The organism is Streptomyces sp. NPDC037401 (assembly GCF_055602345.1).
In genome coordinates this window covers 94047-108883 of the sequence record NZ_JBVJWO010000009.1, presented here as the reverse complement: position 1 = coordinate 108883, position 14837 = coordinate 94047, and the positions used below count along the sequence as shown (strand labels likewise).

Annotated in this window: 14 protein-coding genes; 12 read left to right on the top strand and 2 right to left on the bottom strand. The window is 73.6% G+C overall.

The window, feature by feature from the left end; translation table 11 throughout:
* Nucleotides 1-159: 159 nt before the first annotated feature.
* The 12 genes from ACZ7H1_RS11570 (at nt 160) to ACZ7H1_RS11515 (ending at nt 10676) form a co-directional block, all read left to right on the top strand.
* Complete coding sequence (locus tag ACZ7H1_RS11570) at nt 160-765, top strand: RNA polymerase sigma factor (RefSeq protein ID WP_470785722.1); 606 nt, start codon at nt 160-162, stop codon at nt 763-765.
* Nucleotides 766-767: 2 nt separating this feature from the next.
* Complete coding sequence (locus ACZ7H1_RS11565) at nt 768-1403, top strand: hypothetical protein (RefSeq protein WP_470785948.1); 636 nt, start codon at nt 768-770, stop codon at nt 1401-1403.
* A 120-nt stretch (nt 1404-1523) separates the two neighbouring features.
* Nucleotides 1524-1712, top strand: a complete 189-nt coding sequence (locus ACZ7H1_RS11560) for a hypothetical protein (RefSeq protein WP_470785721.1) — start codon at nt 1524-1526, stop codon at nt 1710-1712.
* A 181-nt stretch (nt 1713-1893) separates the two neighbouring features.
* Nucleotides 1894-2235, top strand: a complete 342-nt coding sequence (locus ACZ7H1_RS11555; protein WP_470785719.1) for a DUF6344 domain-containing protein — start codon at nt 1894-1896, stop codon at nt 2233-2235.
* Nucleotides 2236-2785: 550 nt separating this feature from the next.
* Nucleotides 2786-3103: a hypothetical protein gene (locus tag ACZ7H1_RS11550; RefSeq protein WP_470785717.1), complete on the top strand. Its 318-nt coding sequence runs from the start codon at nt 2786-2788 to the stop codon at nt 3101-3103.
* A gap of 198 nt (nt 3104-3301) precedes the next feature.
* Nucleotides 3302-4459, top strand: a complete 1158-nt coding sequence (locus tag ACZ7H1_RS11545) for an acyl-CoA dehydrogenase family protein (RefSeq protein ID WP_470785716.1) — start codon at nt 3302-3304, stop codon at nt 4457-4459.
* Nucleotides 4456-5418 (top strand): bifunctional MaoC family dehydratase N-terminal/OB-fold nucleic acid binding domain-containing protein, encoded by a 963-nt coding sequence (locus ACZ7H1_RS11540; RefSeq protein WP_470785714.1) that lies wholly within the window; start codon nt 4456-4458, stop codon nt 5416-5418. Before ACZ7H1_RS11545 ends, ACZ7H1_RS11540 begins: the two co-directional genes overlap by 4 nt.
* Nucleotides 5418-6509, top strand: coding sequence for an acyl-CoA dehydrogenase family protein (locus ACZ7H1_RS11535; RefSeq protein WP_470785712.1), 1092 nt, complete (start codon nt 5418-5420; stop codon nt 6507-6509). The genes ACZ7H1_RS11540 and ACZ7H1_RS11535 overlap by 1 nt, the downstream gene beginning before the upstream one ends.
* Nucleotides 6506-6985 carry a MaoC family dehydratase gene (locus tag ACZ7H1_RS11530; RefSeq protein ID WP_470785711.1) on the top strand — a complete coding sequence of 160 codons (480 nt, stop codon included), beginning with the start codon at nt 6506-6508 and terminating at the stop codon, nt 6983-6985. The genes ACZ7H1_RS11535 and ACZ7H1_RS11530 overlap by 4 nt, the downstream gene beginning before the upstream one ends.
* A complete protein-coding gene (locus ACZ7H1_RS11525; protein ID WP_470785709.1) occupies nt 6982-8151 on the top strand; it encodes a lipid-transfer protein in 1170 nt (389 codons plus the stop codon). Before ACZ7H1_RS11530 ends, ACZ7H1_RS11525 begins: the two co-directional genes overlap by 4 nt.
* Before the next feature lie 116 nt (nt 8152-8267).
* Nucleotides 8268-8810, top strand: coding sequence for a SigE family RNA polymerase sigma factor (locus tag ACZ7H1_RS11520; RefSeq protein WP_470785707.1), 543 nt, complete (start codon nt 8268-8270; stop codon nt 8808-8810).
* Nucleotides 8811-9014: 204 nt separating this feature from the next.
* Entirely contained in the window at nt 9015-10676 is a 1662-nt protein-coding gene (locus tag ACZ7H1_RS11515) for a long-chain fatty acid--CoA ligase (protein ID WP_470785705.1), read from the top strand.
* Here the strand turns inward: ACZ7H1_RS11515 and ACZ7H1_RS11510 are convergent.
* Together ACZ7H1_RS11510 and ACZ7H1_RS11505 are read right to left on the bottom strand one after the other, a co-directional pair.
* Complete coding sequence (locus ACZ7H1_RS11510) at nt 10663-11238, bottom strand: antibiotic biosynthesis monooxygenase (protein ID WP_470785704.1); 576 nt, start codon at nt 11236-11238, stop codon at nt 10663-10665. The two genes, ACZ7H1_RS11515 and ACZ7H1_RS11510, sit on opposite strands and share 14 nt — an antisense overlap.
* Before the next feature lie 13 nt (nt 11239-11251).
* The gene (locus ACZ7H1_RS11505; RefSeq protein WP_470785702.1) at nt 11252-14830 is read right to left on the bottom strand and encodes a response regulator; all 3579 of its coding nucleotides are present in this window, start codon (nt 14828-14830) and stop codon (nt 11252-11254) included.
* Nucleotides 14831-14837 lie beyond the last annotated feature (7 nt).

The following is a 14837-nucleotide window of genomic DNA, read 5'->3' as shown; positions in this document are numbered from 1 at the left end:
TCATGATCGCCTGGTGATTTTCCCCGGGGTGCGATGAGTGTGCGGCGCCCGTTCTCGACATTGTGGTGATGGGAGTTCAACTGGCTCCCGGTGCAGGGCTGTTGACTGTGCCGCCGTCAATGAAGAGGTACAGGCAATGAGCACACCCTGGAGGTCCGCATGAGTGACGACGGCGTCCTCGACGGCCTCTCGCCCCGCGGCAACGGCTTCCGCCGGCAGGTGTTCGAGCCGCTCGGCCTGCCGCTGGACTACGAGGGGTTCTACCTCGGCCACCAGGTGTTCTTCCACGACTACGCCGAGATCCACCTCGGCAGCCGACGGGCGGCCGAGGAGGTCGTCCACGAGGTGTTCCTGGAGATCCTGACCGGCTGGAACCGGCTCCTGCGGGAGAAGAACGTGGAACACCTGACGCTCGCGGTGCTCACCCGGCACGTCAACCGCCGGCTCAGGCGCGAGGAACGGCCGCCGGCGTTCGTCGCCAACGGCCAGATCTCCCACAACCTGCGCGTGGTCCGCAACGAGCTGGAGATGGTCGACAGCCCCGTGGGCCTGTACGACGCGATCCTCACGCTCCCGACGCGGCAGTTCAACGTGATCGTGCTGCGCCACATCCTCGGCTACGACACGGCCCGGATCGCCCGCTTCATGGGCCTGGACGAGCGGACCGTCGACTACCACGGCCGCCGGGGCAAGGAGCGGCTCGGCAAGGAGCTCAAGCTGCCCGTCGGCAAGGCGAAAACGGACAAGGGGGAGGCACGGACGTGAGCATGACCATCGACACCCTTCTCGACGGCGCGGCGATGCAGCCGTCGGACCCGGGTGGCTTCGACGTCGGACGGGCCCTGCGCCTCCTGGCGGCCGACGCGGCCCGTACCGACGTGCCGCGGCCCTGCGTGATGGTGCGCACCGCGGAGGCCGCCAACCGTCTGACCGTGATATCCCGCTGGGTCCTGAACACGCCGAGCGCGGCCCAGCACGTGGACCGGCTGGCACGGAACCCGGAGGACCACCCCGGCGAGGGCGCCGCGGTCTTCGGGAGCCTGCTGCACCTGACCGGGCATCCCGAGAGCGCGCAGTTCTGGTGGCAGTTCGCGGCGGGCGCCGGCCACCGGATCGCGGCGTACTGCCTCCACCTCCACCACCGCTCGCGGGGGGAGGACCGGGAGTCCGTGCACTGGCGGGGGCAGTTCATGGACTTCGCGGACAGCCCCGTGAGCGAGGACTTCCTCGACGGGCTCGGCGTGTTCGTGCGGTACGTACGGGCCACCGGCGCGGGAGCGGGCGGCCCCACCGAGGTGCTGGAGCGGGAGGTCGACCGGCTGGCCGGCGACGAGGACTCGTTCATCGTGCCCAGACCCGACCGCCGCCTGGCCGACCGGTTACTCGACTTCGCCAAGCGCTGACGGCTGAGCTGACCGCGGAGCCGGGCGGGCAGCCGCCCCTGGCCGCGCCGCCGGCTCCTCTTCCCGGTTCCGCCCCTGATCCAGCCTCCGATTCCGGCCCCGAGAGAAAGGCCCTTCGCCGTGCCGCACCACCGTGCCCGCCGTATCCGGGCGGGGGCCGACCGGGCCCGCGACCGGATCCGCCGGCTCCTCTCCTGGGCGGCCGCCCGCCGCCGCCTCGCCCTGTCCCTGCTGCTCCGCGGCGCCTGCTACGGCACGGGAACCGCCCTGGCCGGCGTAGCGGCGGTGTGGATTCAGAGCCGGATGTGACCGGCCGGCGTCCGTGCAGGTCGCGCGGGTGCCCGGGGGCGGGCGGTGCGCCGTATGAGTGGTGTTTGTCGGAAGATCTGGGCGGCGAGGGTGTGGCAGCGGGCACCGGCCGAATTGCGTCCGCATCATGACGAATGTATTCAGATCCGCCCGTCGGAACATCTGGGAATGAGGAGCCGTCATGGTCAGCAGCACCCGCGTCACGTCGATCTGGACCGCCGTCATTGCCGCGCTGGTCGCGCTGCTCGCCTCCTTCGGGATCGGCGGCGGTACGAAGGCCGCGGTCCCCGCCGCCGCTCCGACGGCTGCTCCCCGCCCGGCCGCCCGGCCCGCGAGCCGGCCGACGGCGTGGGCCCGGCGGGCCTGGCGGGCGGCGATGAACGGCGGGGCGCTGCCGCCGACGATCGCCCAGCGCATCCGTGCCGAGGCCCACGGCTCCTCCCCCTCCGTCCGCCGCTCCACCACGGCCGCGGCCCTGGCCGGCCACCGCGACGAGCAGCTCGATCTCGACCTGGCGGCCTGAGGACCTGGCGGCCTGAGGACCCGGCGGCCTGAGGACCCGGCGGCCCGAAGGACCGGAAACCCGGCTGCCTGAAGACCCGGTTGCCCGAAGACCCGGCCCGCGCGGCGATCCCGCTGCCCAGCGGCCTCGCCGTCCAAGGATTTCGCCGCCGGACCACGGCGGCAGTACGACCGCCCCCGCGAGCGCCGGGGGCGCGCAGGGGGCGCAGAGCTTGGGAGCGTGGGGGAAGAGGGACAGGCGCGGGGGATGGGGCGCCCGGGGTTGAAGGTCATTCGGCAGGGCGGGGAAAGACGGTTTGGCGAAACGGTTCGGCCCTTGAGGCGAGCCGTTTTTCGGCATGTCCAAGGGTGTGAAGTGCCGTTTTGGGGGCGTGGCCGGGGTTTATTCGCTGATGGTCATACTTGCGAGGGAATCGGTACGTCCGGGGTGGTTCGCCGGGGATTCGGTGGGCAACTCTGGTCTCGCGACGTCGAGATCACGAGCAACACCTCAAGCGCAGTCGGCCAACTGCCTTGCAAGCCCCCGTAGTTCACATCTGGAGGATTCACTCATGGCACTCGTCCGTACCGCCCGCGTCTTCGCCGCCGTTGCCTCTCTCCCCCTCGCCGCCGCCCTGTTCTCCGGGGTCGCGCAGGCCGACAACGGATGGGGCTCCTTCGCGAACGACGGGTCGAACGCGAGCGTCGCCAGCATCATCGGCAGCGGTGTGGGTGGCAACAACAACGGCAACTCGTCCACCTCGCAGCAGGTCGCGACCGGCTCCGGAGCGTCCAACCAGAACAACACCGCGCAGGTCAACGGCTCCGCCCTCACGGCCATCGACCAGTCCAACTCCAACGTGGCCGTGAACTTCCACCCCTGGTGGTAGCCCCCTGCAGCCTCCTCTCCCAGTGAGCGCCTGTGCGACCGGACCGGCTGGGGTCCCGTCGCACGGGCGTTTCGCCGTCTGCCGTGCGTCCTGTCGCACGGAGGGCGTCCTCGCCGGGCCCCCGCACCTTGACAGCCGGGCCAGATCTGACGGACAGTCAGGAAACTTGCCCGCGCGTCGCCCAGGAGGCTGTCCGCCGTGCACCTCGCCCCGACCGGAGGGCAGTTGCGGCTCCGTGCCGAACTGCGCTCGTACTTCCGTGAGTTGATGTCAGACGGGCCGCCGCGGGACCCCGGTGCCCAGCGCGCGATGCTGCGCCGCATCGGCGCCGACGGCCTGCTCGGCCTCGGCTGGCCGCAGGAGTACGGAGGCCAGGGCCGCGGCCCCGGCGAGCAGTTCGTGTTCTTCGACGAGGCCTACCGCGCCGGCGCCCCCGTCTCGATGGTCACGCTCAACACCGTCGGCCCGACCCTGATGAAGTACGGGACCCCGGAGCAGAAGGACTTCTTCCTCCCCCGCATCCTCGCGGGCGAGACCGTCTTCGCGATCGGCTACTCCGAACCCGAGGCCGGTACCGATCTCGCCGCCCTGCGCACGAAGGCCGTCCGCGACGGCGGGGACTGGCTGGTCGACGGCCAGAAGATCTTCACCTCCAACGCCCAGAACGCCGACTGGATCTGGCTCGCCTGCCGCACCGATCCCGAGGCCCCCAAGCACCGCGGCATCTCGATCATCCTGGTCCCGACCGACGCCCCCGGGTTCTCCTGGACCCCCATCGAGACCGTGGGCGGGCAGACCACCACCGCCACGTACTACGACTCCCTGCGCGTGCCCGCCGGGAACCTCGTCGGGCCCGAGCACGGCGGCTGGGGGCTCATCACCAACCAGCTCAACCACGAGCGCGTCGCCCTCGCCGCCATCGGCATGCAGGCCGAGGACTTCTACGCCCGCACCGTCGCGTACGCCCGCACCCCCGACCCCGTCACCGGCGAGCGCCCCGCCGACCGGCCCTGGGTCCAGTCCCGCCTGGCCGAGGCGCACGCCCGCCTCGCCGCCGTACGCCTGCTCAACTGGCGCCTCGTCCAGGACGTCGGCGCGGGCACCCTCGCCCCCGGCGACGCCAGCGGGGTCAAGTTCCTGGGCACCGAGTCGACCGTCGAGGTCTACCGCATCTGCCAGGAAGCGGCCGGGGAGCGCGCACTGCTCCGCGGCTCCGCACCCGGGGCCTTCGACGGCGGGGAACTGGAACGACTCAACCGGGCCGCCCAGATCAACACCTTCGGCGGCGGAGTGAGCGAGGTCCAGCGCGAGATCGTCGCCATGATGCGGCTCGGCATGAAGGGGAGGAAGCGGTGAGCGCACCCGACGGCCTGTACCCGCTGCTGAAGGAGTTCGAGGGCCGCCCGGCCGCCACCGCGGGCGTGGGCAAGGACCCCGTCAACAGGCCCATGATCCGCCACTGGTGCGAGGCCATGGGCGACACCCACCCCGCCTACGACGGCCCCGACGCCGTCGCTCCGCCCACCATGCTCCAGGCCTGGACGATGGGCGGGCTCTCCGGCCACACGGACGGCACCGGCCGCACCACCGCCTACGACGAGCTCTTCAGCCTCCTCGACGGCGCCGGCTACACCTCGGTGGTCGCCACCGACTGCGAGCAGGAGTACCTGCGACCGCTGCGCCCCGGCGACACCGTCACCTTCGACGCCGTCATCGAGTCCGTCTCCCCCCGCAAGACGACCCGCCTGGGCACCGGCCACTTCGTGACCACGCGGATGGACGTGCGCGCGAACGGCCACCTCGCCGGCACCCACCGCTTCCGCATCCTCAAGTACGCCCCCGCAGCAGCCCGGTCGCCGAAGGACTACCCCCAGTCCCAGGCCCCGTCCCGGCCCCAGGCCCCCGGCCGGTCCCGCCCCCGCCGCCCCCGCCCGGTCGTCAACCGCGACAACCAGGGCTTCTGGGACGGCATCGCCTCCCACCGCCTCCTCATCCAGCGCTGCACCGGCTGCGGCACCCTCCGCTTCCCCTGGCTGCCCGGCTGCAACGCCTGCGCGAGCCCGGAGTGGGACACCGTCGAGGCGAGCGGCGCCGGCACCGTCTTCTCGTACGTCGTCATGCACCACCCGCCCTTCCCCGCCTTCGACCCGCCCTACGCCGTAGCCCTGGTCGAGCTCGCCGAAGGGGTCCGCATGATCAGCAACATCACCGGGGTGCCGTACGACAAGGTCCGCATCGGCATGCCCGTACGGCTGGAGTTCCTGCGCGTGGACGAGGAACTGGAACTGCCCGTCTTCCGGGCGGAGGAGGGCTGATGGATTTCCACCCCACCGAGGAGCAGGCGGCGGCCGCCGGTCTCGCCGCCGAGATCTTCGCCGACCTGTCCACCCACGAACGGCTCGCCGCGGCCGGCACCGGCACCGACGCCGAGCTCTGGAAGGCCCTCACCTCCGCCGGGCTCACGGCCGCCGTCGAGGAGGTCGGCCTGCTCGGCCTCGTCCTCCTCCTCGAGGAGCAGGGCCGCACCACCGCGCAGGTCCCCTTCGCGGCGACCTGCGTCTACGGGATCCTCGCCGTCTCCGCCCACGGCAGCGACGCGCAGCGGGCGCGGCTGCTGCCCGCCCTGCGCACGGGCAGCGCGGTGGCGACCGGCGCCCTGACCGCCCGCGGGCAGGTACGGGCCGACGCCGGGGGGCGGCTGAGCGGCACGCTCCCGCTGGTCCCCTGGCTGCGCGACGCCACCCACGTGCTGGTCCCCGACGCGGACCGGACCCTGTGGCTGGTACGGACGGACGCCCCCGGCGCCGTGACCGTGCCGGTGGAGACGACCGCACCCTGGTCGGCCGGCCGACTGACCCTGGAGCGGGCCGAGGCGGAACCCCTCGGCACTCCGGGGGCCGGAACGCACCCGGGCGGGCCGGGGGGTCCGGGCGACCCGTCGGACCCGTTCGAGGCAGTGCTCGCCACCGCCCGGACCGCCTTCGCCGGACTCCAGGCCGGGGTGTGCGCCGGATCCCTCGCCCGCGCCGTCGCGTACACCGGGACCCGCGAGCAGTTCGGCCGCCCGCTCTCCACCAACCAGGGCGTGATGCTGCGCGCCGCCGACGCGTACATGGACACCGAGGCGATCCGGGTCACGGCGTACGAGGCGGCCTGGCGCATCGACGAGGGACTGCCCGCGCACCGGCACGCTCTGACCGCCGCCTGGTGGGCCTCCGAAGCGGGCAAGCGGGTCGTGCACGCGGGCCAGCACCTGCACGGCGGCATGGGAGCCGATCTGGACCACCCGGTCCACCGGCACTTCCTGTGGGGGCGTCAGCTGGACGCGTACCTGGGCTCCGGCGCCGAGCTCCTGGCCGAGCTGGGGGCATCCATCGCACACGGCACGGGAGAGGACGCCGCATGAACGTCGGCATGGACGGCGGGAGGCACTTCGGCGTCAACGCCGGCGACGAGCTGGCGCCGCTGGAGGTACCGGTCACCCGCACGCTGATCGTCGCGGGCGCGGTCGCCTCCCGCGACTACCAGGACGTGCACCACGATGCGGAGCTGGCCCGGGAGAAGGGCTCCCCGGACGTCTTCATGAACATCCTGACCACGAACGGCCTGGTCGGCCGGTACGTCACCGACCGGCTCGGGCCCACGGCCGTGCTCCGGACGGTCGCCATCCGCCTGGGCGCGCCCAACTACCCCGGGGACACCATGACCCTGACCGGCACGGTCGTCTCCCGGTCCGGGGACACCGTCGAGATCCGGATCACCGGCACCAACTCCCTCGGCAGCCATGTCACCGGCACGGTCACCGCCACCGTGAGTGCCCCTGCCACCGTGGCCACCACGGCGACCGCCACCGGCTCCGGCTCCGCGGAGGTCCCGGCATGAGCGTCCGTACCCGTGATTCCCTCGGCGGCCGGGCCGCCATCGCCGGCATCGGCGCCACAGAGTTCTCCAAGGACTCCGGCCGCAGCGAGCTCAAACTGGCCGTCGAGGCCGTGCACGCCGCCCTCGACGACGCCGGTCTGAGCCCCTCCGACGTCGACGGCATGGTCACCTTCACGATGGACACCAGCCCGGAGATCACCGTCGCGCAGGCGATCGGTGCCGGAGACCTGTCCTTCTTCTCCCGGGTCCACTACGGTGGCGGCGCGGCCTGCGCCACCGTGCAGCAGGCCGCGCTCGCCGTCGCGACGGGCGTCGCGGAGGTCGTGGTCTGCTACCGCGCCTTCAACGAACGCTCCGGTCGCAGGTTCGGTTCGGGAGTGCAGCACCGGGAGGCGTCGGCGGAGGGTGCCGCCCTCGGCTGGTCCCTCCCCTGGGGGCTGCTGACCCCCGCGTCCTGGGTGGCGATGACCGCCCAGCGCTACCTGCACGCGTACGGGCTCACCCCCGAGGCCTTCGGGCACGTCGCGGTCACCGGCCGCCGCCACGCCGCGAACAACCCGGCCGCGTACTTCCACGGGAAGCCGATCACCCTCGCCGAGCACGCCGCCTCGCGCTGGATCGTCGAACCGCTGCGGCTGCTCGACTGCTGCCAGGAGACCGACGGCGGCCAGGCGATCGTGGTCACGAGCACCGAGCGCGCCCGGGACCTGCGGCACGCGCCCGCCGTCATCACCGCGGCGGCGCAGGGTGCCGGCCGCCGCCAGGAGGGCATGACCAGCTTCTACCGCGACGGTCTGACCGGCCTCCCGGAGATGAACGTGGTCGCGCAGCAGCTGTGGCGGACCAGCGGACTGAAGCCTTCCGACATCGACGTCGGCATTCTCTACGACCACTTCACGCCGTTCGTCCTGATGCAGCTCGAGGAGTTCGGCTTCTGCGAGCCGGGCGAGGCCGCCGGGTTCGTCGCCGCGGACGCCCTGCCGCTCAACACCCACGGCGGCCAGCTCGGCGAGGCGTACCTGCACGGCATGAACGGCATCGCGGAGGCCGTGCGCCAGCTCCGGGGCACCTCCGTGAACCAGATCGGGGGCGCGGCCCGCACCCTCGTCACGGCCGGAACGGGCGTCCCCACCTCCGGTCTGATCCTCGGTGCGGACGGTGCGTGACGGGCGCCCTCCTTCTTCAGGAGGTAGGGCAGGCCCCACCCCTACAACCTGAGACGGATGCCTTCTCGGCACCTGGGGCCGATCCGCCGCGACCGGGGCGCTTCTAGCGTGGAGCCATGACCACGCCTGTCTGCACGTACCCGTCGAAGCCGTCGTACCCGACGGCCTATCCGTCGTTCTCCTCGTACGTCCGGACCCGTGGCACGTCGCTCATGCGCACCGCGCGCTCGCTCACGGCCAACCCCTGCGACGCCGAGGACCTGCTGCAGACCGCGCTGGCCAAGACGTACGTCGCCTGGGACCGGATCGAGGACCACCGGGCCCTCGACGGCTACGTCCGGCGGGCGCTGGTCAACACCCGCACCTCCCAGTGGCGCAAGCGCAAGGTCGACGAGTTCGCCTGCGAGGAGCTGCCCGAGCCCGAGGGCCTGCCGTACGCCGACCCGGCCGAGGCGCAGGTGCTGCGCGACGCGATGTGGCGCGCGGTGACCCGGCTCCCGGACCGGCAGCGGGCCATGGTCGTCCTGCGGTACTACGAAGACCTCAGCGAGGCCCAGACCGCCGAGCTGCTCGGGGTCTCGGTCGGCACGGTCAAGAGCGCGGTCTCGCGGGCGCTCGGCAAGCTGCGCGAGGACCCGGAACTGACCCCGGTCCGCTGATCCCCCTCCGCCGGGCCCGTCTCCGGCCCCGCGCCGGGCTGCGGGTTTGTGCGCCGCGCCCGCCCCGGGCGCCCCGCTCCTGTGCACAGAGCCACACATGGTTTCCGGCCGTCGTTTGTACTCCTGGGTAGTGACACGACCTGCCCGGCCTGCGCAGAATCGCAGCATCCTTTGCCGCCGCGCAGCGCCCACCGGGAGGACGCTTTGCTGAGCACCATGCAGGACGTACCGCTGACCGTGACCCGCATCCTCCAGCACGGGATGACGATCCACGGCCGGTCCCAGGTCACCACCTGGACCGGGGAGCCCGAGCCGCACCGCCGCAGCTTCGCCGAGATCGGCGCCCGCGCCGGCCGCCTCGCGCACGCTCTGCGCGACGAGCTGGGAGTCCGGCAGGACGATCGCGTGGCCACGCTGATGTGGAACAACGCCGAGCACGTCGAGGCGTACTTCGCGATCCCCAGCATGGGCGCGGTCCTGCACACCCTGAACCTGCGGCTCCCCCCGGAGCAGCTGGCGTTCATCGTGAACCACGCCGCCGACAAGGTCGTCATCGCCAACGGCACCCTGCTGCCGCTGCTGGCCCCGCTGCTGCCGCACATGCCGACGATCGAGCACGTCGTCGTCGCGGGCACCGGCGACCGGTCGGCCCTCGACGGCCTGGACGTCCGGGTGCACGACTACGAGGAACTGCTCGCGGACCGCGACAGCGCCTACCCCTGGCCCGAGCTGGACGAGCGCCAGGCCGCGGCCATGTGCTACACCTCCGGCACCACCGGCGACCCCAAGGGCGTCGTCTACTCGCACCGCTCCATCTACCTGCACTCGATGCAGGTCAACATGGCCGAGTCGATGGGCCTGACCGGCGCGGACACCGGGCTGATCGTGGTCCCGCAGTTCCACGTGAACGCCTGGGGCCTGCCGCACGCCGTCTTCATGACCGGCATCAACATGCTGATGCCCGACCGCTTCCTCCAGCCGGGCCCGCTCGCGGAGATGATAGAGCGCGAGAAGCCCTCGTACGCCGCGGCCGTCCCCACCATCTGGCAGGGCCTGCTGGCCGAACTGGCCGTCCGTCCCCGCGACATCTCCTCGATGAAGCACGTCACCATCGGCGGCTCGGCCTGTCCGCCCTCCCTGATGGAGGCGTACGACAAGCTGGGCGTCCGGGTCGTCCACGCCTGGGGCATGACCGAGACCTCGCCGCTCGGCACGATGGCCCACCCGCCGGCCGGTCTGACCGCCGAGGAAGAGTGGCCGTACCGCCTGACGCAGGGCCGGCTGCCGGCCGGCGTCGAGGCCCGGCTGGTCGGTCCCGGCGGGGACGTGCTCCCGTGGGACGGCGCGTCGGCCGGGGAGCTGGAGGTGCGCGGCAACTGGATCGCGGCCGCGTACTACGGCGGCGCGTCCGGTGAGCCGTTCCGCCCCGAGGACAAGTTCAGCGCGGACGGCTGGCTCAAGACCGGCGACGTCGGCGTGATCAGCCCGGACGGCTACCTGACCCTGACCGACCGGGCGAAGGACGTCATCAAGTCCGGCGGCGAGTGGATCTCCAGCGTCGAGCTGGAGAACGCGCTGATGGCGCACCCCGAGGTGGCCGAGGCAGCCGTGGTCGCCGTCCCGGACGAGAAGTGGGGCGAGCGCCCGCTCGCCACCGTCGTCCTCACGGACGGCTCGACCGCCGACTACGAGTCGCTGCGGTCCTTCCTCGGGCAGACGATCGCGCGCTGGCAGCTCCCTGAGCGCTGGGCGATCGTCCCGGCCGTCCCGAAGACCAGCGTCGGCAAGTTCGACAAGAAGGTGATCCGCAGGCAGTACGCGGACGGCGAGCTCGAGGTGACGAAGCTGGAGGTCACGAGGGACTGAGCCAGCCCCGCAGCAGCCGGCTGACCGCGGGCATCGCCACGTAGGTCATCAGGGTGCTGAACACCACGGCGAACGCCGCCGTGCGCAGGACGGAGTTCAGGTCCACCAGGTACGGCCCGAGCAGCGCGTTGCCCGCCAGCGAGATCGGGAAGATGGCCAGCCCCGAGCTGATCGCCATCTTCCAGCGGGGCGGCGCGGGCCGGGTCGTACCCGGTTTGGCGAACCAGGTCTCCATGCCGGTCAGTTCCCGCCGGGCTATCTCGGTGTGGTGGTGGCCCTCGCAGTTGGCGAACCACGACGCCCGCTCGGGCGAGTCCTGCCAGGCCAGGAAGGCGGCGTTGTCCTCGAACCGGTGGACCAGGAACCACGGCGCGCCCTCGGCGGCCGGCCGGAACAGCCCGTACCCGAGGTGGCCGGGGAAGCCGGCGGCGGTCTCCAGGATCCCGCGCGCCCACGTCTCGAACGACGCCTCGTAGCCCGGCTCCACCTGCCGGGCGATCAGCAGCGTCACCTCGCCGTCGTCGGCGGGGACGCTCTTCTCGGTTGTGTCGGTGATGGCCATCCGCACAGGGTGGCTAATTGGTGCCGATCTTGGCCAGCAGGTCCACGATCCGGCCCTGCACCTCGGTGGTCGTGGCGCGTTCGGCGAGGAACAGCACGGTCTCGCCGGAACCCAGGCCCGTCAGGTCGGACTTGTCGATGTCCACGGACGTGTAGACGACCAGCGGGGTCCGGTTCAGCTGCCCGTTGGCACGCAGCCAGTCCACGATCCCGGCGCGCCGCCTGCGGACCTGCATCAGGTCCATGACGACCAGGTTCGGCCGCATCCGGGTCGCGAGCTCGACGGCGTCGGTGTCGGCGTCCGCGCGGGCGACCTGCATCCCGCGGCGCTCCAGGGCGGCGGTCAGCGCCTGCGCGATCTCGTCGTGCTGCTCGATCAGCAGGACCCGGGAGGGGTGCTGCTCGCTGTCGCGCGGCGCGAGCGCCTTGAGCAGGACCGCGGGGTCGGCCCCGTACGCCGCCTCGCGGGTGGCCTGTCCGAGTCCGGCCGTCACCAGGACGGGCACCTCGGCGGCCACCGCGGCCTGCCGCAGCGACTGGAGGGCGGTCCGGGTGATCGGCCCGGTGAGCGGGTCGACGAACAGCGCGGCGGGGTACGCCGCGATCTGCGCGTCCACCTCCTCGCGGGAGTGCACGATCACCGGGCGGTAGCCGCGTGCGCTCAGCGCCTGCTGCGTGGTCACGTCGGGCGCGGGCCACACCAGCAGCCGGCGCGGGTTGTCCAGCGGCTCCGGGGGCAGTTCGTCGTCCACGGGCCGCGGGACGGGCCGGTTGACCACCTCGACCGCGCCACCGGGACCGTCGAGCGGCTCCGGGCCCTCGGCGGCACCGGCCGCGGGTGCCCCTATGGCGAAGGCCCGCCCGGGGGTGCTGCCGTCGTCGGCGGCGGGCTCGGTGAGCCGGCGGCGCCGGCCGGAGCCCCCGTCGGTGGCCGACGGGTCTGTCGGGGCGGGCACGGGCTGGGCGGTGCCCGGCTGGGCGGCGGGCTGCGGCGCGGGGGTCCCCGGCTGCGGAGCGAGCACGGCGCCCTGGCCCAGGGTGCCGAGGGCGCGTACGGAGATCGGCCCGGCCGGGCCGTCCTGGGCCTGGCGGGCACCGGGCAGCGCGACCGGCCCCGCGGCCGCGGAGCCTTCCTCGGGCGCGGTACGGGCACCCGGAACGGGCCACGCCTGGGCGGGCTGCAGCGCGCGCCGCCGCCCGGTCGGCGCCTCGGCGGGGGTACCTGCCGCGGGCGTGTGGTCCTCGCCCTCGCCGGCGGGCGCGGTGTCCTCCCCGGCGGGCAGGGCGATCGGTCCGGCCAGGACGCGCCGGGCGCGGCGGCCCTGTGCGTCGGCGGACGGTTCGGCGCCCGGGGCGTCGGTCACGTACGGGTCGGCGGGCGGGGCGGTCTCGGCGCGGGCGCCGGGCACCGCGGGGGTGCCCAGGGCGCGGCGACGGCCGCCGCCGGGCGCGGGCTCGGCCGACGGCGGCTGCGCAGGTCCTTCGGCAGGGGCGGTGCCGGGGGCGGTGGCCACGGGGGCGCCCGCCGGAGCGCCGGCGGGCTGCTCGGGAGCGGCCACGGCCAGTGCGCGGCGCCTGCCCTGCCCCGGTCCCTGCGGCTGTCCCTGGGCCTGTCCTTGAAGCGGTGCCCGTTCCGGCAGCTGCCCGGGCAGCTGCGGCACCGGGCCCTGGCCCTGCGGGGGCACCGGCCCGGCGGTCGGCGGCAGCGCGGGCAGCCCCGGCGGGGCCACGGGCTGCGCGGGAGCCGCCTCCTCCAGCGCCCGGCCCCGGCGGCGGCCGGTGCCGTCCGACGCGGGCGGCACCTGGGGCATCGGGGGTACGGCCGGCATCGGCGGTACGGGTGCCCCGGCGAGCCCGGCCGGGTTCACCGGGGACTGCGCCAGGTCGGCGCCCGGAGCGCGTCGGCGGCCCGACGGCAGCGCCAGCGCGCCGCCCCCGCCGCCGGCGGGGGGCGCGGCCGGAGCCTCGTCGTCCAGGAAGGCGTCCACACCGCGGCGGGCCCGCCGCCCGCCCGGCCCGGCCGCGGGTCCGCCCGGCGCGGGCTCTGCCTGCGCGCCCGCGGCCGCTTCCGCCGCCGGTCCTGCAGCCGGTTCCGGTTCCGGTTCGGCTTCCGGTTCGGGCAGCACGACGGTTCCCGCGCCCGACCCCAGCGGCACTTCCAGCACGTACGCGCTGCCGGTGTTCCCGGGCACCTCGTGGGTCTGGAGCACACCGCCGTGCGCGGCCACGATGCCCCGCACGATGGGCTCGTGCACCGGGTTGCCCCCGGCGTACGGGCCGCGGACCTCGATGCGCACGACGTCCCCGCGCTGTGCCGCGGCCACCACGATCGTGGAGTCCATGTAGCCGCCGACCGCCGCGACGGGCGCCTTGCCGGTGGCGTCGACCCCGGCCACGTCGGCGATCAGGTGGGCGAGGGCCGTCGACAGCCGCTTGGCGTCCACTTCGGCCTCGATCGTCGGGGCGTGCACGGCGAACTGCGCCCGGCCCGGCCCGATCAGCTCGACCGCGCCGTCGACTCCGGCCGCCACGACCCCGTCGAGCAGCACCTTCTCCTTGGCGAGCCGGTCCTTGCCCGCGTCGAGCCGCTGGAAGCCGAGCACGTTGTCGAGGAGCACCGTCATCCGGGAGTACCCGGCGGCCAGGTGGTGCAGCAGCTGGTTCGCCTCGGGCCACAGCTGGCCCGCGTCGTCCGCGGCCAGCGTGGAGAGCTCCCCGCGCAGTTCCTCCAGCGGCCCGCGCAGGGCCTCGTCGGCGAGCGCGAGCAGCTGGGCGTGGCGCGCGGCGAGGGCGTCGTACGGGCGTCGGTCGGTGAAGGTCATCACGGCGCCGACCAGCTGCTCCCCGTCCCGTACGGGCGAGGTGGTGAGGTCGACGGAGACGGGCTTGCCGGCCTTGTTCCACAGCACCTGCCCGCGCACCCGGTGCTTGCGCCCGGAGCGCAGGGTGTCGGCGAGCGGGGACTCCTCGAAGGGGAAGGGCGAGCCGTCGGCGCGGGAGTGGCCGACGAGCCCGTGCAGCTCGCGGTTGCCGAGCTCGGTGGCGCGGTAGCCGAGGATCTGGGCGGCGGCCGGGTTGACCAGGACCACCCGGCCGTCGGTGTCGGTGCCGACCACGCCCTCGGCGGCGGCGCGCAGGATCATCTCGGTCTGGCGCTGGGACCGGGCCAGCTCGGCCTCGGTGTCCACGGTGCCGGAGAGGTCCCGCACGACGAGCATCAGCAGCTCGTCGCCGGTGTAGCGGTGGGCGTCGGCGTAGGCCTCGCGGCCGTCCTCCAGGGCGGCGCTGGTCACCTCGACGGGGAACTCGCTGCCGTCCGTGCGGTGCGCGGTCATCCGCTTCGGCCGGGTACGTCCCTCGGGTTCGTCGCCGGGCCGGCGCATCGAGCCGGGGATGAGCTTGGAGTCGAACTCGGGGAGCAGCGACAGCAGACCGCGTCCGACCAGTCCGGTGCCGGGGGACTCGAACACGTCCAGCGCGATCGAGTTGGCGTTCACCACGGTGCCGTTGGCATTGACGAGGAGGAGCGCGTCGGGAAGCGCGTCGAGTATTGCTGCGAGGCGAGCAGCGCCTCGGGATGGCCTGCTGCTCACGACGACG